This is a genomic window from Variovorax sp. CAN15 (assembly GCF_030462475.1).
Classification (GTDB): Bacteria; Pseudomonadota; Gammaproteobacteria; order Burkholderiales; family Burkholderiaceae_C; genus Variovorax.
Map to the genome: position 1 here is coordinate 1 of NZ_JASMRZ010000096.1, position 18,418 is coordinate 18,418.

Genomic DNA, 18,418 nt, shown 5'->3' on the forward strand with positions numbered 1-18,418 from the left:
ATTGACGCGTAAGCGATTGACGCGTAAGCGTTCGGGCATGTCATCTTGACACCCACAGCTATCGAGTCAGGCGCCGTTGATCTCGTCGATGGTTTCCCCATCGGCATAGAACTGTGCGATGGCTTGATCAAGCCGCTTGAGTAGCGCTTTGAGCGTTTCACCTTCCCGACGAACGAGCATGGCCACGCAGTTGTGGCCGTCGGCAGCAGTGGCTGCACATTCGATCGGGTGGATCGCGCCGAGGGTGATGTCACCACCGTCGGCGATGAGTGCCTCGATGTTCTTCATGCGTCGGCATTTTGCCGATCACCGCCGGGTGTCCAGCGATGCGGCAGCAACTCGCCGACCAGCCGCACCTTGTGGGTAGGCAAGCGCTGCAGGACGTCCTTCAGGTACGCGTACGGATCGAGCCCGTTGAGCTTGGCCGACTGGATCAAGCTCATCACCGCAGCCGCACGCTGGCCCGCTCGAAGCGATCCAGCGAACAGCCAGTTCGAACGCCCCAGCGCAATCGGGCGGATCTGGTTCTCCACCCAGTTGTTGTCGATCGGTAGCTGCGCGTCGTCGATGTAGCGCGTCAGTGCGACCCATCGCTTCAGGCTGTAGTCCAGCGCTCGGGCCAATGCAGTGCCGTCAGTGGCTCGCAGTCGGTGCGCGATCATCCAGGCATGCAACGCATCAGCGACTGGTCGTGCCTTCTGCCGGCGAATCTCCAGCCGCTGCTGCGCGCCCAGATCGCGCACCTCGCGCTCGATCTCGTAGAGTTCCCCGAAGAACTTCAGCGCCTGCTCGGCCACCGCGCTCTTGTTGCTCGTGTGCAGCTCGAAGAACTTGCGCCGTGCATGGGCCGCGCAGCCGACCTCGATGATGCCTTGGGTGAAGCTGGCCTTGTACCCCGCATAGTCATCGCAGACCAGCTTGCCCTTCCATGGCTCATTGCCCCGTTGCAGGAACGCTCGAGCATGCTCGCCGGCACGGCTGTCCGCGAAGTCGTAGACCACGGCCTTCAGCTCCTCGAAGACGCCAGGGCAGTACGCCCACAGGTAGGCCTTGTGCGTTTTCTTTTTACCTGGCGCGAGCATTGCCACCGGCGTCTCGTCGGCATGCAGCACGCCGTGGCTCAGGACCTCGTCCTTGAGAGCATCCACCAGCGGCTGCAGTTGTACGCCGCACACACCCACCCATTCGGCCAGCGTAGAGCGTGCCAGCGACATGCCAGCGCGCGCGAAGATGCTTTCCTGGCGGTACAACGGCATGTGGTCGGCGTACTTGGCCACCAGCACCTGGGCCAGCAGGCCAGCCGTCGGGATGCCCTTGTCGATGATCTGCGCAGGCATGGGTGCTTGGATCAGGGTCTCGCACTTCGCGCAGGCCCACTTGCCCCGGATGTGGCGCTCCACCGTGAACACACCTGGCGTGTAGTCGAGCTTCTCGCTCACGTCCTCGCCGATGCGCTGGAGCACACAGCCGCATTTGCAGGTCCTGGATTCAGGGTCGTGGTGGAACGATGTGCGCGGCAGGTGCGCAGGCAGCGGGTGACGCCGGGGCTGCTGTGGATCCGAGGGCCGTGGCCTGGAGCGCAGCAAGTCGAGCTCCAGTTCGACGGCGGCGATGTCGGCGTCGACGCTCTCGTCGAGCAGGCTCTTCTGCGCGGCGTCGAGTTGCTCGCTGCGGGCGCTGAACTTCCAGCGCTTGAGAACCGCGATCTCGTGAGTGAGTTGGTCGATGCGCGCCTCGCTCCAGACGAGCTTGCGATCCTTCATCAGAATCTCGCTGTCGGAGTGCGACAGCCGGGCCAACAAGTCCTGCGCCAGCGCGCGCAACTCGGCCTCGCCGAGTCCCTGGAGTTGTTCGCTGGTGAGCATGTCCTCCAGTGTGCCGAACTTCGCGGCACAGGCTTATTCGCGAACGCCCCAATTGCCGCGGGGCAACCACCTCCTGCTCACGCCATGGTGATGGCGCCTGCATCGCCCAGGCGCTGCCAGGGCAGGCCGAGCACGAGCGCATCGAGTTGCTCGCGCGCCAGAGCCATGTGCGCCCCCAAGGCGGCGTTGGCCCAGAGGAAGCGGCCTTGATGCAGCCGGCGCGCGCATAGCCAGATGCCGATGCCGTCGTGCACCAGCACCTTCATACGGTTGGCGCGTCGATTGGCGAACAGGTAGGCGTGATGGGGCCTTGCTGAGCCGAAGACCTGGACCACCCGCGACAACGCGGTCTCGGTGCCAGCGCGCATGTCCAGCGGCTCGGCCGCCAGCCACACCGAATCGATGCGGATCACCGCAGCAGCTCGCGCATCCAGGCCGCGCACTCGGCCGCGGCGGCAACGGGCCATGAGACCTTGATGGCGAGTGCGCCTCGGCGCAGCTCGACGACAAGCTCTTGCGGCGGCACAGGCTGCGAGGACGCGACCGGCAGCGCGATGAAGGAGTGTGTGGGAGTTGGCCTCTCAGTGGCCTGACGCGCCGCTGGCTCCTCGGCCATCCTGCGCCACTTGTGTACTAGGTTCGCGTTCAGGCCATGGGCCAGAGCGATGGCCGCCACCGAGGCATCTGGCTTGGCGCATTCGGCCAGCACCTGGCTCTTCAGGGCTGCGTTATGGCGCCGGCGAGAGAGTTTCTTGGAGTCTTGAATGGTGTCCACCTGTGAGTCTGGTGGACACCATGCTGGTCGCGCTACCCGGCGGATTCAAGATGGGTTGGCCGGACGCTTACATTGACGCCGGCTCGAGTGGACGTCCGCCGGTTGGTCGCGCTACGCTCATCACCAAGTCATCGCTGCGCGCGGCCAGTTGCCTTCGGCCCCTCAGTTCCAACGTTGAACGACACATTCACGGCGCCAAGTTCGGCAAGTCGAAGAGCTGCAACCGCTGCAAAACGGAAACCCGCAAAGGAAACTGAAAAGTCACAGCAAGCGCCAAGCCACGTTCCAGAGACTTGGCGCCCTAACCCCGGCTACCCAGCCGGACTAATCTCCTGATAAAGCGCCACAGCCTCCCGCGCCAAATCCGAAGCAATCCAAAGCAGATTCTCCCGATGCGCCTCCCCCGCATCCTGGAACCATCCATCTCCGGCACCGTAGAAGCACCAGAGCAGCGAGTTCAACTGCTCCAGCTTGTTCTCCAGAAGACCGGCCGGGTCCCGTGTCGTGGTGGTCGTTGCGTCCGCAGATGCCGGCTTTGCTGCGCCGGCCATAATTCGTTTAGCCATTTGGTGTGCTCGCTTTCCAAAGTAATGCACGTCACTTGGTTAGACGGTCAAGGTGTTCGCGCACCTTGGCCGTCGCCTTTTGTGCCTCACGTTCGCGTCGATGCAAGTCGCACCGACAGCCCGCCGCAAGGCAATGCGGTTTCACTCAAGAGAAGTCTTTGTGTGCTCTGCCCTCCATGCCCACTTGGTGGGTCGTTCAACCACAGGGGCATTCACTGTATAGAAGACCAGGCTGCGCAGAAGTGACTTTCTTCCCAGAACCTGCCGATTCCTTCACTTGATCGCGAGGCGGCGGCACCAGTCCACAAAGCGCTGACAGTCGCGGGGTCGGTCAGCGAAAAAGAGGCTGCAGAAGCGGCTGCATCAGCTCAGGAATCGCGCCCGAATTCGCGCGCATGCTCCACCGCGTACTTGATGAGCTCGGCCTGCCCCTCGATGCCCAGGCGGCGCTTGATGCTCTGCCGGTGCGCCTCCACGGTGCGCACGCTCAAGCCCAGTTCACGCGCGATCTGCTTGCTCGATTCGCCTCGGCCCAGCGCCGAAAGAATCTCGCTCTCGCGCGGAGTGAGCAAGGGCCTGGGCTCCTGCGTGCGGAAGAGTTTCTTCGACACGGCCGGGCTCAGGAATGTGCCGCCGGCCGACACGGCCTCGATGGCCGCGACGATCTCGGCCGCGGGCGCGTCTTTCAGCACGTAGCCGCGCGCGCCCACCTGCAGGGCCTTCTGCACGTACTCGGGGTTGTCGTACATGCTGAGCATCACGACGTGCGGCGCGCCCTGGCGTTGCAGCAGCAGTGCCGCAAGGTCGATGCCGTTCATGTCCTTCATGCCGACGTCCATGAGCATGAGGTCGGGCCGCAGGCTTTCCACCAGCTCCAGCGCTTCGGCGGCGCTGCCGGCCTCGCCGACGATCTCGAGGTTGGGCATGGAGCCGAGCCTTGCGCGCAGGCCGTCGCGCACCAGCGGGTGGTCGTCCACCAGAAAGAGACGGACGGTCGTTGCGGGTGCCGAAGGGGGTGTCGTGGGCTTGGGTGCGGTCGTCATGCTGCTGCTGTCTGCGCCTTCGCGCTGCGGGCCGGCACTTCGGCTTCGATGGATGTGCGCCCGGCGTTGCTGCACATGGTGAGCCGCCCGCCGATGGCCTCCATGCGCTCGCGCATGTTGCGCAGGCCGATGCCGCGCCGGGGGTCGAGCTGCACGGCCTGAATGTCGAAGCCGGTGCCGTCGTCGCTCACTTCGAGGCGCACGCCTTCTTCTTCGTCAAAGCTCAGCGCAATGTGCACGTGCTGCGCCCTGGCGTGCTTGCGCACGTTGGTCAGCGCCTCCTGCGTGAGGCGGAAGAGCGCGGTCTTCACCTCAGGCTGCAGCTCGAAGGATTCGCCGCCGACCATCATCGAAGCGTCGACGCCGCCGCCCTCTTCCCTGAACTCGTCGACCAGCCGCTCCAGCGCGGCGGGCAGGCCCAGGGTGTCGAGCAGTGCGGGGCGCAGGCGGTGCGAGATGCGGCGTACCTCGATGAGCGAATCGTTGAGCCGCTGCAGCGCCTTCGCGAGCGCGGGCGGCGTGGGCTGCTGCTGGCGGTCGAGCGCTTCGACAGCCGATTCGATCAGCAGCTTGGCCGACACCAGCGTCTGGCTGGTGCCGTCGTGCAGCTCGCGCGCGAGGTGGCCGCGCTCTTCTTCCTGCGACTGCACCACGCGGCGCGCGAGCAGCCGCAGCTTGGCTTCGGCCGTGCGGTGCTCGCTGAGGTTGAGCAGCAGACCGGCGGCGCTGACCACGCCGAGGCACAGCGCGGCAATGCCGGCAATCCACAGCAGCGTGGCTGTGACGTTGGCGTTCATCTGCCGGTCGAGGGTGTCCATGGTCGACTGGATGTCGTCGAGGTACAGGCCGGTGCCGACCATCCAGTTCCAGCGCGGCAGCGCGGTCACGTAGCCGAGCTTGGGCGCCATCTGCGCGCTCGAGGGCTTGCGCCATTCGTACTCCACGTAGCCGCCACCGTTCTCCTTCGCGCCCTTGATGAGTTCCTGGATGGTGTAGCGGCCATGCGAATCGCGCAGCTCCCACAGGTTCTGGCCCACCAGCTCGGGCTGGCGCGAATGCATGAGGGAGTTGCCCTCCAGGTCGTAGACGAAGAAGTAGCCGTCGTCGCCGTAGTTGAGCGCGGCCAGCCGGCGCAGCGCTTCGTTGCGGGTGGCCTCGTCGTCCTGGCCCGATTCGTACAGCGGCAGCAGGTTGCTCACGGCCAGGTCGACATAACTGCGCAGCTCGCTGCGGCGCTGGGCCATGTAGCTGCGCTCGATGAGGGCGCGCTCGCGCGCGGCCAAGTCGTGCTCCTGGTGGCGCACCGCCAGCGCCACCAGCACCAGCGCGATGAGCAACGGTGCGACGGCCAGGGCAACGATCTTGGTGCGGAGGTTCATCGGGTGGCAAGGCTACCACCGCACCTCCAGGGGCCGGATCAGCCGCCTACGGCTGCCGGAGCGGCTACCCGCCTGAACTCCGTCGCGTAGTAAAGCAGCGCCAGCACCACATACCCGCCACCCAGCAGGCACAGCCCGCTCCATCCGTGGAAGGCATACACAGCGGCCGCAATGCCCGAGGCCACCGCCGCACAGATGAAGATGAAGGTCATGAACAGGCCGTTGAGCCGGCCGCGCAGTTCGGGCGCGAGCATGAAGAGGCTGCGGAAGTTGAGCACCTGGCAAAGCTGCACCGCGCCGTCGAGCAGGATGCCCGCCGCGACCAGCCCCGCCAGCGAGCGGTAGTGCATGGAGACTGCGCCCAGCACGAAGGAGAACAGCGCAACGACGATGGCAGCGCCGGTGGCCGGGCGGGTCAGGCCACGGTCGGCCAGCCGGCCGGCGATGGGAGCCATCAACGCACCCGCCGCACCGGCCWGCGCGAAGAGCGCGATGCCGCGCTGCCCCATGCCGAACTCGTGCACCAGAGCAAGCGGCACGGCAGTCCAGAAGGCCTGGAAGCCGGAGAACATCATCCCTTGGTAGAAGCCGCGACGGCGCAGCAGCGGCGTGTTCAGCACGATGCCGGGCAGCGAGGCCATGGTGCGCGCATAGCCGATGGAAGCGTGCGGCCGGCGCTGCGGCAGCGCGCGCCACAGCACGGCGATGAGCGTGGCCATGAGCACGGCCGAAACCCAGAACACCGCGCGCCAGCCCAGCGCGGAAGCCACCACGCTGGCGAAGGGCCGCGCCAGCATGATCCCGCCCAGGAGGCCGGCCATGATGTTGCCGACCACCTTGCCGCGCGTGGCCTCGGGCGCAAGGTGCGAGGCGAAGGGAAGCAGAACCTGCGCCGCGACCGCGCAGGTGCCCACCACGAAGGAAGCGGCCAGGAAGGTGACGGCCGAGTTCGACAGCGCGATGCCCACCAGCCCGATCACCGCGCCGAAGAGCGCGCCCACGATGAGCCGGCGGTTCTCGACCACGTCGGCCAGCGGCACCAGCAGCAGCAGGCCGGCGCCGTAGCCGAGCTGGGTGAGCGTCATGATGAGCCCGGCCAGGCCGGCGTGCAGCTGCAGCGTGTCGGAGATGGGGCCGATGAGCGGCTGGGCGTAGTAGATGTTGGCCACGCACAGGCCGCATGCGACGGCGAAGACCAGCGTGAGGACCGGGCTGAGGCCGGGTGCGTGTGCGCCGGAAGAAAGCGGAGCTTGAGGAGATGGCACGAGGGGCCTCGTTGGCTGGCAGGGGTGTATCGGGAGGCGGGGCCACCCAAGGGTTAACCCGGAGCGCGGCACCTTAGCACGGGCGCCCGGTTTCTGCAGGCGAAGGGGCGGGCCCTTCCTGGTTCAGTCAGTGCTGGTGGGCCGGCCCGAAGCCACCCAGGCATCGAGCCCGCCCGTGAGCGGCAGGGCCCGCCGCGCACCGCGCGCCAGCAGCACGCGCGCGGCCTGCGCGGCCGACACCTCGTTGGGGCAGTTGCAGTAAAGCACCACGTCGCGCCCCGTCGCGTGCGACAGGTCGAGGCTGCGCTGCTGCAGTGCCTTGAGGGTGTACGACTGCGCCCCCGGAATGCGGCGCGGATCGACCTGCACGCCGGCCTTGCCGCGCACGTCGATCACCAGCGGAGGCTCTTCGCCGCTGAGCAGCTCGTGCAGCTCTTCCACCGAGATGCGCGGCATGCCCGTGAGCCGCATGAAGGCGCGGCGGCGCCAGTAGCGCACCGCGAGAATCACCACCAGCAGCACGGCCACCGCCGCGGTGGCGATGCCGCCGGCCTGCGCGAGGATGGCCAGCACTTCCTGGATCTGGTTGCGGAACACCCAGCCCAGCCCGAGGAAGAGCCCGGTCCAGACCAGCGCCGCGCCCACGTCGAAGCCGATGAAGCGCCGCACCGACATGCCCAGCGCCCCGGCCATCGGCGGTGCGACCACCGACACGCCCGGCACGAACTTGGCGGCCACCAGCGAGAGGCCGCCCCAGTCTGAAATGAGGGATTCGCCACGCCGCACGCACGAATCGGGCGACAGCGAGATGCGGCACAGCATGCGCATGAAGCGGTAGCCGAAGCGCCGCCCCGCGTAGAACCAGGCCCCGTCGCCCAGCAGGTTGGCGATGACGGCTGCCACCACCACGCCAGCCACCGAGACGTCGCCCGCCGCCAGCAGCGCGCCCGTGAGCACCAGCACCGCCGCAGCCGGCACGGGCAGCCCGAGGCGGGCGGCGAAGCTGGCGGCGAACACCACCAGGATCGCGTTCTGCACGAGCAGGGACATCAGCTGCGCCATGGCTGCCCTTGTCGTGGCCCGGATGCCGGAGGAAGTTGCGGGGGTTGCGTGCTGTTCATGCCGGCAGCGATTGTCCGGCATGGCCCAAGAACGTACCGGGCACAGGCCATTGGCGGATGGCTCCAGCCAGCGTCATCCGGCGGTTTTTTCTGGGGTGCGCGCTACGCTGAAGCCGAAGGTATTCCAGCCTTCTTCGCTCGAAGCGCTGACCTGCCCGCCGTGCATGCTCGCCACGGCCTTCACGATGGCCAGCCCCAGCCCGTGGCCATGGTGCTCGCCCCCGTCGTTGCGCGCCTCATCGACGCGGTAGAACCGGTCGAACAGGTGCTGCAGGTGCTGCGCGTCGATGGGCTCGCCGGGGTTCGACACGGTGATCCACGTCGCGGCCGCTTCCTCGCGCAGCATGACGGCGATCTGCGCGCCCGGCCTCGAATGTTCGATGGCGTTCTGCAGCAGGTTCGACATCGCGCGGCGGAAGAGCGCGCTTTCCAGCCGCGCCTCGGCCAGCACGTCGCCCTCGATGACGACCTGCGCGCGCGTCTCGTCGAGCACGAACTCGAAGAACTCGATGGTCTTGCGCACTTCCTGCGCCACCGGCGTGAGCACCAGCCCGGTCGCCACCTCGCCGCGATCGGCGCGCGCGAGAAAGAGCATGTCGTTGACGATGGAGCGCACCCGCTCCAGGTCTTCGAGGTTGGCCTGCAGCACCTCCTGGAACTCGCTGGCGCTGCGCTGGCGCGACAGCGCCACCTGCGTGCTGCCGATGAGGTTGGCCAGCGGCGTGCGCAACTCGTGCGCCACGTCGGCGTTGAAGGCTTCGAGCTGGCCGTAGGCTTCCTCCAGGCGGCTCAGCGCGCCGTTGAAAGCCTCGGCCAGCGCCGAGAGTTCGACCGGCAATCGCTCCACCTGCAGCCGCTGCGACAGCGTCTTGGGCCGCAGCGCCTGCGCCTCCTTCGACAAGCGCTCCAGCGGCCGCAGCCCCACGCGCGCAATCCAGTAGCCCGCCACGGCCACCACCAGCACCGCGCACAGCCCCAGCGCGACCAGCGCCGTCAGAAAGGCCTGGCGCGTACGCGCATAGGGCTCGGTGTTGCGCCCGACGATCAGCCGCACGGCAGGACGCTGCTCGAAGGGATCGATGTGCACCGACAGGGTACGGAACGGCCGCTCCTGCCCCGGCAGCTCGATGACGCTGGTGTGGCCGTCGGCCTGGCGCGTGAGCCCGTCGATCTCGGCCAGGCCCTTGCCGTACTGGAAGCGCGGGTCGTCGCTGAGCACCCAGAAGCGCACGCTGCCGTCCTCGGGCGTGAGCGCGTCCATGCGTGCCTGCACCCGCGGCCAGCGCTCGGGGCTGCCGATGGCCTTGATCCAGAACTGCAGGTTCCTGAGCGTGGTGTCGAGCTCCTCGTACTGGTGCCGCTCCAGTTCGCGCGCCAGCACGTTGTGCAGCGCGAAGCCGGCCAGCGCAAAGGTCGCGAGCGCCACGGCCGCGAACATGATCACCAGCCGCGCGGTGATGGAGCGCTTCACGGCGCCGCGCCCTCCCCGCCACCCTCGCGCACTTCCATCACGTAGCCCATGCCCCGTATGGTGTGCAGCAGCTTCGGGCTGAAGGGCACGTCGATCTTGTCGCGCAGCCGCTTGATGGCCACCTCGACCACGTTGRTGTTGCTGTCGAAGTTCATGTCCCACACCAGCTCGGCGATGGCTGTCTTCGAGAGGATCTCGCCCTGGCGGCGCGCCAGCACGGCCAGCAGCGCGAATTCCTTGGCGGTGAGGTCGATGCGGCTGCTGCCACCACCACTGCCACGGAATGCCTTGCGCGCGAGCAGGTCGATCTGCAGGTCGGCAATGCGAAGCTGCATCGGCTCCTGCTTGCGGCCGCGGCGGTTGAGCGCCTGCAGCCGCGCCAGCAGCTCGAGAAATGAGAAGGGCTTGACCAGGTAGTCGTCGGCCCCTTCGTGCAGGCCCTTGATGCGGTCTTCGACGCGGTCGCGCGCGGTGAGCATGATGACCGGCGTCTGCTTTACGGCACGCAGCGCGCGCAGCACCGAGAAGCCGTCCTGCCCCGGCAGCATCACGTCGAGCACGATCACGTCGTACTCGTGCGTGAGCGCGAGGTGCTGGCCGTCGATGCCGTTGTGCGCCATGTCGACCGCGCAGCCCTGCTCGGTCAACCCCTTGGAGAGGTAGTCCGCGGTTCTCAGTTCGTCTTCGACTATCAGGATCTTCATGGCGTGGGCTTGGCGCTGCGTCAACCGGTGGCGCTCATCCGTGCTGCACCTCGGCGGGTACCTCGGCATTGCCGGCCCTGCCCGCCTTCCTGGCCTTGCGCGCTTCCTTGCGGCGCATGTACCAGTAGTGGGCGCGGTCGAGGTACAGGTAGACCACGGGGGTGGTGAACAGCGTGAGCGCCTGCGAGAGTATCAGCCCGCCGACCATCGCGTAGCCCAGCGGCCGGCGCAGCTCCGAGCCCGAGCCGTGGCCCAGCATCAGCGGCAGGCCCGAGAGCAGCGCGCACATGGTGGTCATCATGATCGGGCGGAAGCGCAGCAGGCAGGCCTGGTAGATGGCGTCGTGCGGCGTCATGCCCTGCTCGCGCTCGGCCTTGAGCGCGAAGTCGATCATCATGATGCCGTTCTTCTTCACGATGCCGATGAGCAGGATGATGCCGATCAGCGCGATCACGCTCAGGTCGTAGCCGCCCGCCATCAATATGAGCAGCGCGCCCACGCCGGCCGAGGGCAGCGTCGAGAGAATGGTCAGCGGGTGGATGTAGCTCTCGTACAGCAGGCCCAGCACGATGTACACAGCCACCAGCGCCGCCGCGATCAGGTAGGGCTGCGTGGCCAGCGAGTCTTGAAACGCCTGCGCCGTGCCCTGGAACGAGCCGGTGAGCGACTGCGGCAGCCCCATGTCGGCCTGCGCCTTGTTGATGGCGTTCACCGCGTCGCCCAGCGCATGGCCCGGCGCAAGGTTGAACGAGATGGTCACGGCCGGGAACTGGCCCTGGTGGCTGATCGAGAGATAGGCGGTCTTGCTGGTGTCCACCTTCACGAAGGTCGACAGCGGCACCTGCTGGCCGGTGATGGGCGAGTTGAGGTAGAGCTTGCTGAAGAGAGCCGGGTCCTGCTGCAGCGCGGGCGTCACCTCCAGCACCACGTGATAGCTGTTGAGCTGGGTGAAGTACTGCGCCACCTGCCTCTGGCCGATGGCGTCGTACAGGGTGGCGTCGATGACGGCCGGCGAAATGCCGAAGCTCGACGCGCGGTCGCGGTCGATGGTGAGCACGGCCGAGGCGGCGGCGTTCTGCTGGTCGGTGGCCAGGTCGGTGATCTCGGGCAGCTGCCTGAAGCGCTCCAGCAGCCTGGGCGCCCAGGTGTTGAGCTCGTCGAGGTTGGCGTCTGTCACCGTGTACTGGTACTGCGTGCGCGAGGCACGGCCGCCCACGCGGATGTCCTGCCCGGCCTGCAGGAACAGGTTCACGCCCTGCACCTTGGCCAGCTGCGGGCGCAGCCGCGCGATGACCTGGTCGGCGCTGGCGGTGCGGCCTTCGTCCTTCGGTCTCAGGCTGATGTAGAAGTTGCCGGTGTTGTAGGTGGAGGAGCTGCCGCTCATGCCGAAGCCGGTCACGTCAGGGTCCTTGCGCACCACGTCGGCCAGCTCGACCATGCGGGCGTTCATCGACGCGAAGGAAGCGTCCTGCGCCGACTCGGCGAAGCCCGAGATGAAACCCGTGTCCTGCTGCGGAAAGAAGCCCTTGGGAATGAACACGAACAGCGCGCCCGTGGCCGCCACCGTGGCGATGAAGGTCATGAGCGTGATGAACTGGTGGTCGAGCACCACGTGCAGCCCGCGCTTGTAGGCGCCGAGCATGGCGTCGAAGCCACGCTCGAAGAGCTGGTAGAGCCGCCCGTGCTGGCTGCCGYGCTCGTTCTTCAAGAAGCGCGAGCACAGCATGGGCGTGAGCGTGAGCGAGATCACCACGCTCACCACGATGGTGAGCGTGACCGTCACCGCGAACTCGCGGAAGAGCCGTCCCACGATGCCGCCCATGAGCAGCAGCGGAATGAACACCGCCACCAGCGACACCGAGATGGAGATGATGGTGAAGCCGATCTCGCCCGCGCCCTTGTACGCGGCCTCCACGGCCGACATGCCTTCTTCGACGTAGCGGTAGATGTTCTCCAGCATCACGATGGCGTCGTCCACCACGAAGCCGACCGCGATGGTCAGCGCCATGAGCGAGAGGTTGTCGAGGCTGTAGCCCAGCAGGTACATCACCGCCACCGTGCCCAGCAGCGCCAGCGGCACCGTCACGCTGGGGATGAGCGTGGCCGGTACGTTGCGCAGGAACACGAAGATCACGGCCACCACCAGCGCGATGGTCAGCAGCAGCGTGAACTCCACGTCCTTCACCGAGGCGCGGATGGTCTGCGTGCGGTCGATGATGGCGTTGACCTCCACCGTCGGCGGGATCGAGGCCTTCAGCCTGGGCAGCGCGGCGTTGATGCGGTCCACCGTCTCGATGACGTTGGCGCCGGGCTGCTTGGTGACGGCCAGCACGATGGAGCGGCCGTTCTGCACGTTGCTGCCTTCGGGCGCTGCGGCGCCCGCGTAGGCCCAGCCGGCGATCTTGGCGTTCTCGGGCCCGTCCACCGCCACGCCCAGATCGCTCACGCGGATGGGCGCGCCGTTGCGGTAGGCCAGCACCACGTCGTTCCAGGGCTTGGCCTTCAGCAGCTGGTCGTTGGTGTAGACGGTGAAGCTCTGGTTGGGCCCGTCGATGGTGCCCTTGGGCGCGTTGACGGTGGCCGAGGCGAGCACGGTGCGCACGTCTTCCAGGCTGAGGCCCAGCGCGGCGAGCTTGGCGGGGTCGACCTGCACGCGCACCGCCGGCTTCTGCACGCCGCCGATGTTGACCAGGCCCACGCCGGAGATCTGCGAGATCTGCTGCGCGAGGATGTTGTCGGCGTAGTCGTTCACCTCGGTCAGCGGCAGCGTCTTCGACTGCACCGAAAGAATCAGGATGGGCGCGTCCGCCGGGTTCACCTTGCGGAAGGTGGGCGGGCTCGGCAGGTTGGCGGGCAGCTGGCCGGTCGATGCATTGATGGCCGCCTGCACGTCGAGCGCGGCGGCGTCGATGCTGCGGTCGAGGTCGAACTGCAGCGTGATCTGGGTGGAGCCCAGGCCGCTGGTCGAGGTCATCTGCGAAAGCCCGGCGATCAGCGAGAACTGCCGCTCCAGCGGCTGCGCCACGTTCGACGCCATGGTCTCGGGGCTGGCGCCCGGCAGGTTGGCCGAGACCTGGATGGTCGGAAAGTCGACCTGCGGCAGCGGCGCCACAGGCAGCAGCGGAAACACCGCCGCGCCGACCAGCAGGATGGCCAGCGCCAGCAGCGTGGTGCCGATGGGGCGCTTGATGAATGCGGCGGAGATGCTCAATTGCTGCTCCCGCTGCTGCTGGCGACCTTCGCCGCGTCCTTCACGGCGTCCTTGACTGCATTCTTCGCGGCGGGCGGCGGCTCGACGATGGTGGCGCCGGGCTTGAGCTTGTACTGCCCGTCGACCACCACGCGCTGGCCGGCCTCCAGGCCCTTGTCGATCACGGCCGTGCCGTCGGCGATCTGCACCACGTGCACCGGCACGTTGGCGACCTTGTTCTCGGCATCGACCGTCCAGACGTAGGTGCTGTCCTGCCCGCGCTGTACGGCGGCGGCGGGCAGCGTGAGCGAATCGGCCCGGCGGTCGAGCTGCAGCCGCACGTTGACGAACTGGCCCGGCCACAGCGTGTGCTGCGGGTTGGCGAAGCTGCCCTTGAGCTGCACGGTGCCGCTGGTGGTGTCGATCTGGTTGTTCAGCAATATCAGCTTGCCGGTGCCCAGCATCTGCGTGCCGCTGCGGTCATAAGCCACTACCGAGAGAGGCTGGCTGCTCTGCTGCTGCAGGCGGTTGATGTCCTGCACCGCGTCCTCGGGCAGCGTGAACTGCACGGCGATCGGGTCGATCTGGTTGATGACCACCAGCCCGTTGGCATCGGCCGCGTGGACGATGTTGCCCGGGTCCACCAGCCGCGCGCCCACCCTGCCGTTCATGGGCGAGGAGATGCGCGTGAAGCTGAGCTGCACCTCGGCGTACTGCACCTGTGCGGCGTCGTTCTGCACCGCCGCTTCAAGCTGGTTGACCAGGGCCTTCTGCGTATCGACCTGCTGCTGCGTGGCGGCGTCCTGCGAGAGCAGCGTGGTGTAGCGCTTGAGGTCGGCGCGGGCATTCGCCAGCGTGGCCTGGTCCTTGGCCTTGGTGGCCTGCGCCTGCGCGAGCTGGGCCTGCAGCGTGCGCGGGTCGAGCTGGGCCAGCAGCTGGCCGGCCTTCACGTCCTGCCCCTCGACGAAGCCGACCTTGTCGAGCTGGCCGTCGATGCGCGCCTTGACGGTGACGGTCGCCATCGAGGCGACGGTGCCGATGCCCGAGCGGTAGACCTGCACGGTCTGCGTCGCGACGCGCGCGGTGGTCACCTGCACCGGCGGGCTCTTCGGCGCATCGGGCTTGGCGGCGTTGGCCGCGTGATGGGTGAGCGCCCAGGCGCCGCCGCCGAGCACGAGCACCAGGGTGGCGGTCGCGAGCCAGGTGGAGCGGCGCTGGAACAGGGGAAGCGTGGTGGTTTCTGCGGTCGTCGTCATGGCATCAATTCCCGGAAGTCTTCTGTGCAGCATCTGCGGCGGCGCTCCAGCCGCCGCCCGTGGCGGCGATCAGCGAGACGCTGGCGGCCAGTTGGCGGCCGAGCACCTGCGCGGCCGTGCGCTGGTTGGTGAGCGAAAGCGTCTGCGCCGTCACCACGCTGAGGTAGGTGGCGGTGCCCGCGCGGTACTGGCTCAGCGCCAGGCGCTCGGCGAGCTGCGCGGCGCGCACCGCGTCGGCCTGCAGCGCCGATTCGTTGTCGAGCACACGCAGGGTGGCGAGGTTGTCCTCGACCTGCTGGAAGCCGGCGAGCACGGTCTGCTTGTATTGCGCGACCGAGGCGTCGTAGGCGGCCACGGCCTGGTCGGTGTGGGCCTTGCGCAGGCCGCCGTCGAACACGGTCTGCGCCAGCGCCGCGCCCAGCGACCACACGCGGCCGGGCGTGTTGAACAGCGTGCCCAGCGTGGCCGCGCTGAAGCCGCCGCTGGCGCTGAGCACGATCTGCGGGTAGTAGGCGGCCTTGGCCACGCCGATGTTGGCGTTGGCCGCCTGCACGCGGCGCTCGGCGCCGGCGATGTCGGGGCGGCGCTCCAGCAGTTCCGAAGGCAGGCCGGCGGGCGTGACCGGCAGTTGCAGGTGCAGCGCTGCGGCCGACGAGAGCGATTCGGCGGTGGGCGGCTGCGACGAGGTTTCGAGCGGCGGCAGCGTGAACGACGCGGGCGCCTGCCCCGTCAGTACCGCGATGGCGTGTTCGAGCTGGCTGCGCTGGGCGTCCAGATCGACCGCCTGCGCCTGCGCGGTCTTGAGCTGGCTCTCGGCCAGCGCCACGTCGGAGCGCAGCACGGTGCCGGCCGCGTATTGGTGCTGCGTGAGCTCGAGCGCCTTGGCGTAGGCGGCGGTGGTGTTGGCGTACAGGTTGCGCTGCAGGTCGATCACGCGCACCTGCAGGTAGTCCTGCGCGAGCATGGTCTGGATGCTGAGCCGCGCGCCGGCCAGGTCGTCGGCGCTGGCCTGCGCGCCGGCATTGCCGGCCTCGACCGAGCGGCGCACAGCGCCCCAGATGTCGGGCTCCCAGCTCGCGCCGAGGCCCAGGGTGTCTGTGGTGCCGAGCTTGACGGTGCCGGTGCTGTTGGTCTGGGCCCGCGTGGCGCCGGCATTCAGGCCCACCGAGGGGAAGAAGCCGGCGCGCGCTGCCGCGGTGATGGCCTGCGCCTGGCGGTACTGCGCCTCGGCCACGCGGATGTTCTGGTTGGCCGCGTTGGCCTGCACGATCAGCGCGCTCAGGGTGCTGTCGCCGTAGGCGTCCCACCAGGGATGGCCGGCGTCGATGGTCTGCGGGGCGGCGGTCTTCCAGGGGCCGCCGGTTTCCTTGAAGGCGGCGGGTACGTCCAGCTGCGGGCGGACGTAGTCGGGGCCGACGGCGCAGCCCGCGAGGAGCAAGGCGGCCAGCGCGAGGGCTGCGCGCGGGAGGGATGGGGCGTCGGAGAGAACCATGATGCGGGCACTCTAGGAGCCGGCATCAAACCCCTCGCTGTCGACTAACTGACAGTTTTGACAGTTTTCGGTCTTCCTCCCTCCCCCGCCGGGGGAGGGTTGGGGTGGGGGCACGACGGCGCTCAAAAAAACGCGGCGCCTGTTCGGAGGCCTGCCCCCATCCCGGCCTTCCCCGCCACGTCAGAATAGTTGTCGCCTCCTTAGAACCCAAAGAAAGGATTCGAAGTGGCGAGATATTCCCAAGGCTTCAAGAGGAAGGCTGTCGCAAGGCTGCTCGCACCGGAGTGCGCGCCGCTGGAAGTGGTGGCCGACGAGACTGGTATTGGCGTCGAGACGCTGGAGCGCTGGCGCGATGAACAGCAGACCATGCCCGCCCGAGGGCGGGCATGGTCTGCGGCCGCACGACTGGAGGCGGTGATCACCACCGCTGCGCTGGACGAGCGCGCCAAGAGTGAGTGGTGCCGCCAGCAAGGCGTGTTCCCGGCGGATCTGGCCGCCTGGCGCGCGAGCTGCACGGCAGCGCTGGCAGACCCCGATCAGGCCCGTCCGGCCGCCCAGGCCACTCAGAAGGACCGCCAGCGCATCAAGGAGCTCGAGCGCAACCTGCTGCGCAAGGAGCGCGCGCTGGCCGAGACGGCGGCGCTGCTGGTGCTGTCAAAAAAAGTCGAGGCGATCTTCAACAAGGCCGAGGAAGAATGATCGCCCTCGAAGATCGCCAGGCGTTGGCTCGCCTGGTCGATGCTGCGCATGCGGCGGGAGCGCGGCTGCGGCCAGCCTGCCAGACGGCCGGCATCGATGTGCGCACCTTGCAGCGCTGGAAGTCGGATGCCGGGCGGCAACTGCGCAGTGGTGACGCCAGGCCGCACATGGTTCGGCCCACGCCAGCACGCGCGCTGAGCGCAGCCGAGCGCGAGCGGGTGCTGGCGGTGGCCAACGAGCCGCGCTTCGCAGCCCTGCCGCCCGCGCGCATCGTGCCCATGCTGGCCGACGACGGGGTCTACCTGGCCAGCGAGTCCAGCTTCCGCCGGGTGCTGCGCCAGGCCGGGCAGAACGCGCATCGTGGCCGGGCCAAGCCCGCGCAAGCGACGCGCCCGCCCAGCACCCACATCGCCACGGCGCCGGGCCAGGTGTGGTGCTGGGACATGACCTACCTGCCGACCCAAGTGGGCGGGCGCTGGTTCTACCTGTACGTGATCCTGGACCTGTACAGCCGCAAGATCATTGGCTGGGAGGTCGCTCGCACCGACGATGCGAGCTGTGCGGCGCATCTGGTGCGCCGCACGGCGCTGGCCGAGGGGATCGCGGCCAAAGCGGTGGCGCCGGTGCTGCACGGCGACAACGGCAGCACGTTGAAGGCAACCACCGTGCTGGCGATGCTGCAGTGGCTGGGCATCAAGCCGTCGTATTCCCGCCCGCGGGTGAGCGACGACAACGCCTACGCCGAGGCGCTGTTCAGGACGGCGAAGTACCGCCCGGAGTTCCCGAGCAAGGGCTTCGCCGATCTGGAGGCGGCCAAGGACTGGGCGCAGCTGTTCGTGGGTTGGTACAACCACGCGCACCGCCACAGCGGCATCCGCTACGTGAGCCCGCAGCAGCGCCACACAGGTGCAGATCGAGAGATCCTGGCCAAGCGCCACGCCCTCTACCAACAGGCTCGCGCAAGCCATCCCGAACGCTGGAGTGGCGCGACACGCAACTGGACCTACATCGACGCTGTCACCCTCAACCCTGAGCGAGAAGCAATCGTGCAGAGCCACATTGAACTCAACCAACGGCCGCTTGCGGCCTGAGTAAACGGGCGACAACTACGTTGACGCGCACCGCCCAGCGGGGGAGGGTGAAGAGATGACCGCCGAGTACCGTAAGGTCAGCCGCGCTGAGCGGTCTTCCTCCTTCCCCCTTTGGGGGAAGGCAGGGATGGGGGCAGGCCTCCGAACAGGCGCTGCGCTTCCATGAGCGCCGCCATGCCCCCACCCCGACCCTCCCCCAGCGGGGGAGGGGGAAGAGATGACCGCCGAGTACCGTAAGGTCAGCCGCGCTGAGTGGTCTTCCTCCTTCCCCCTTTGGGGGAAGCGGTGCGCGTCAACGTAGTTGTCGCCCGTTTACTCAGGCCGCAAGCGGCCGTTGGTTGAGTTCAATGTGGCTCTGCACGATTGCTTCTCGCTCAGGGTTGAGGGTGACAGCGTCGATGTAGGTCCAGTTGCGTGTCGCGCCACTCCAGCGTTCGGGATGGCTTGCGCGAGCCTGTTGGTAGAGGGCGTGGCGCTTGGCCAGGATCTCTCGATCTGCAC

General features: G+C 67.9%; 16 protein-coding genes. 1 reads left to right on the forward strand and 15 read right to left on the reverse strand.

The genetic code is table 11. The features are described 5' to 3' along the window. Window positions 1-66 precede the first annotated feature (66 nt). The 14 genes from QMO14_RS29775 to QMO14_RS29840 all read right to left on the reverse strand — a co-directional run bounded on the left by QMO14_RS29775 (window position 67) and on the right by QMO14_RS29840 (window position 16,127). Window positions 67-288 carry a hypothetical protein gene (locus QMO14_RS29775; RefSeq protein ID WP_301511596.1) on the reverse strand — a complete coding sequence of 74 codons (222 nt, stop codon included), beginning with the start codon at window positions 286-288 and terminating at the stop codon, window positions 67-69. Next, window positions 285-1,865: an IS66 family transposase gene (locus QMO14_RS29780; protein WP_301511597.1), complete on the reverse strand. Its 1,581-nt coding sequence runs from the start codon at window positions 1,863-1,865 to the stop codon at window positions 285-287. Before QMO14_RS29780 ends, QMO14_RS29775 begins: the two co-directional genes overlap by 4 nt. Window positions 1,866-1,942: 77 nt before the next feature. After that, window positions 1,943-2,278 (reverse strand): IS66 family insertion sequence element accessory protein TnpB, encoded by a 336-nt coding sequence (gene tnpB / locus QMO14_RS29785; protein ID WP_301511599.1) that lies wholly within the window; start codon window positions 2,276-2,278, stop codon window positions 1,943-1,945. Next, complete coding sequence (locus QMO14_RS29790; protein WP_301511601.1) at window positions 2,275-2,640, reverse strand: transposase; 366 nt, start codon at window positions 2,638-2,640, stop codon at window positions 2,275-2,277. Before QMO14_RS29790 ends, tnpB begins: the two co-directional genes overlap by 4 nt. A gap of 311 nt (window positions 2,641-2,951) precedes the next feature. Then, window positions 2,952-3,206: a hypothetical protein gene (locus tag QMO14_RS29795; protein ID WP_240649949.1), complete on the reverse strand. Its 255-nt coding sequence runs from the start codon at window positions 3,204-3,206 to the stop codon at window positions 2,952-2,954. 368 nt (window positions 3,207-3,574) lie between these two features. Next, window positions 3,575-4,249: a response regulator transcription factor gene (locus QMO14_RS29800; protein WP_301511603.1), complete on the reverse strand. Its 675-nt coding sequence runs from the start codon at window positions 4,247-4,249 to the stop codon at window positions 3,575-3,577. Further along, window positions 4,246-5,628: a cache domain-containing protein gene (locus tag QMO14_RS29805; protein WP_301511604.1), complete on the reverse strand. Its 1,383-nt coding sequence runs from the start codon at window positions 5,626-5,628 to the stop codon at window positions 4,246-4,248. Before QMO14_RS29805 ends, QMO14_RS29800 begins: the two co-directional genes overlap by 4 nt. A 38-nt stretch (window positions 5,629-5,666) precedes the next feature. Further along, window positions 5,667-6,893, reverse strand: coding sequence for an MFS transporter (locus QMO14_RS29810; RefSeq protein ID WP_301511606.1), 1,227 nt, complete (start codon window positions 6,891-6,893; stop codon window positions 5,667-5,669). A 123-nt stretch (window positions 6,894-7,016) separates the two neighbouring features. Continuing rightward, window positions 7,017-7,955 carry a DedA family protein/thiosulfate sulfurtransferase GlpE gene (locus QMO14_RS29815; protein WP_301511607.1) on the reverse strand — a complete coding sequence of 313 codons (939 nt, stop codon included), beginning with the start codon at window positions 7,953-7,955 and terminating at the stop codon, window positions 7,017-7,019. A 132-nt stretch (window positions 7,956-8,087) separates the two neighbouring features. Next, window positions 8,088-9,485, reverse strand: a complete 1,398-nt coding sequence (locus QMO14_RS29820; RefSeq protein WP_301511608.1) for a heavy metal sensor histidine kinase — start codon at window positions 9,483-9,485, stop codon at window positions 8,088-8,090. After that, entirely contained in the window at window positions 9,482-10,189 is a 708-nt protein-coding gene (locus tag QMO14_RS29825; RefSeq protein WP_301511609.1) for a heavy metal response regulator transcription factor, read from the reverse strand. The genes QMO14_RS29820 and QMO14_RS29825 overlap by 4 nt, the downstream gene beginning before the upstream one ends. Window positions 10,190-10,223: 34 nt before the next feature. Next, window positions 10,224-13,400, reverse strand: coding sequence for an efflux RND transporter permease subunit (locus tag QMO14_RS29830; protein ID WP_301511610.1), 3,177 nt, complete (start codon window positions 13,398-13,400; stop codon window positions 10,224-10,226). After that, the gene (locus QMO14_RS29835; protein WP_301511611.1) at window positions 13,397-14,635 is read right to left on the reverse strand and encodes an efflux RND transporter periplasmic adaptor subunit; all 1,239 of its coding nucleotides are present in this window, start codon (window positions 14,633-14,635) and stop codon (window positions 13,397-13,399) included. The genes QMO14_RS29830 and QMO14_RS29835 overlap by 4 nt, the downstream gene beginning before the upstream one ends. A 4-nt stretch (window positions 14,636-14,639) precedes the next feature. Continuing rightward, window positions 14,640-16,127, reverse strand: coding sequence for an efflux transporter outer membrane subunit (locus QMO14_RS29840; protein ID WP_301511613.1), 1,488 nt, complete (start codon window positions 16,125-16,127; stop codon window positions 14,640-14,642). A 225-nt stretch (window positions 16,128-16,352) separates the two neighbouring features. Here QMO14_RS29840 and QMO14_RS29845 point away from each other — a divergent pair. Continuing rightward, window positions 16,353-17,917 (forward strand): IS3 family transposase gene (locus QMO14_RS29845; protein WP_301511615.1). Its coding sequence is split into 2 segments (ribosomal slippage): window positions 16,353-16,791 and window positions 16,791-17,917, totalling 1,566 coding nucleotides; the frame shifts between segments, so codons are not numbered across the junction. A 316-nt stretch (window positions 17,918-18,233) separates the two neighbouring features. Here the strand turns inward: QMO14_RS29845 and QMO14_RS29850 are convergent. Further along, on the reverse strand, window positions 18,234-18,418 hold a 185-nt coding region (locus QMO14_RS29850), incomplete at its 5' end, for a hypothetical protein (RefSeq protein WP_301511616.1).

What these genes read in the sequence shown, in the direction of transcription:
- QMO14_RS29775 (WP_301511596.1), bottom strand. Translation starts at nt 288, where the DNA reads ATGAAGAACATCGAGGCACTCATCGCCGACGGTGGTGACATCACCCTC.
- QMO14_RS29780 (WP_301511597.1), bottom strand. Translation starts at nt 1,865, where the DNA reads ATGCTCACCAGCGAACAACTCCAGGGACTCGGCGAGGCCGAGTTGCGC.
- QMO14_RS29795 (WP_240649949.1), bottom strand. Translation starts at nt 3,206, where the DNA reads ATGGCTAAACGAATTATGGCCGGCGCAGCAAAGCCGGCATCTGCGGAC.
- QMO14_RS29800 (WP_301511603.1), bottom strand. Translation starts at nt 4,249, where the DNA reads ATGACGACCGCACCCAAGCCCACGACACCCCCTTCGGCACCCGCAACG.
- QMO14_RS29805 (WP_301511604.1), bottom strand. Translation starts at nt 5,628, where the DNA reads ATGAACCTCCGCACCAAGATCGTTGCCCTGGCCGTCGCACCGTTGCTC.
- QMO14_RS29815 (WP_301511607.1), bottom strand. Translation starts at nt 7,955, where the DNA reads ATGGCGCAGCTGATGTCCCTGCTCGTGCAGAACGCGATCCTGGTGGTG.
- QMO14_RS29835 (WP_301511611.1), bottom strand. Translation starts at nt 14,635, where the DNA reads ATGACGACGACCGCAGAAACCACCACGCTTCCCCTGTTCCAGCGCCGC.
- QMO14_RS29840 (WP_301511613.1), bottom strand. Translation starts at nt 16,127, where the DNA reads ATGGTTCTCTCCGACGCCCCATCCCTCCCGCGCGCAGCCCTCGCGCTG.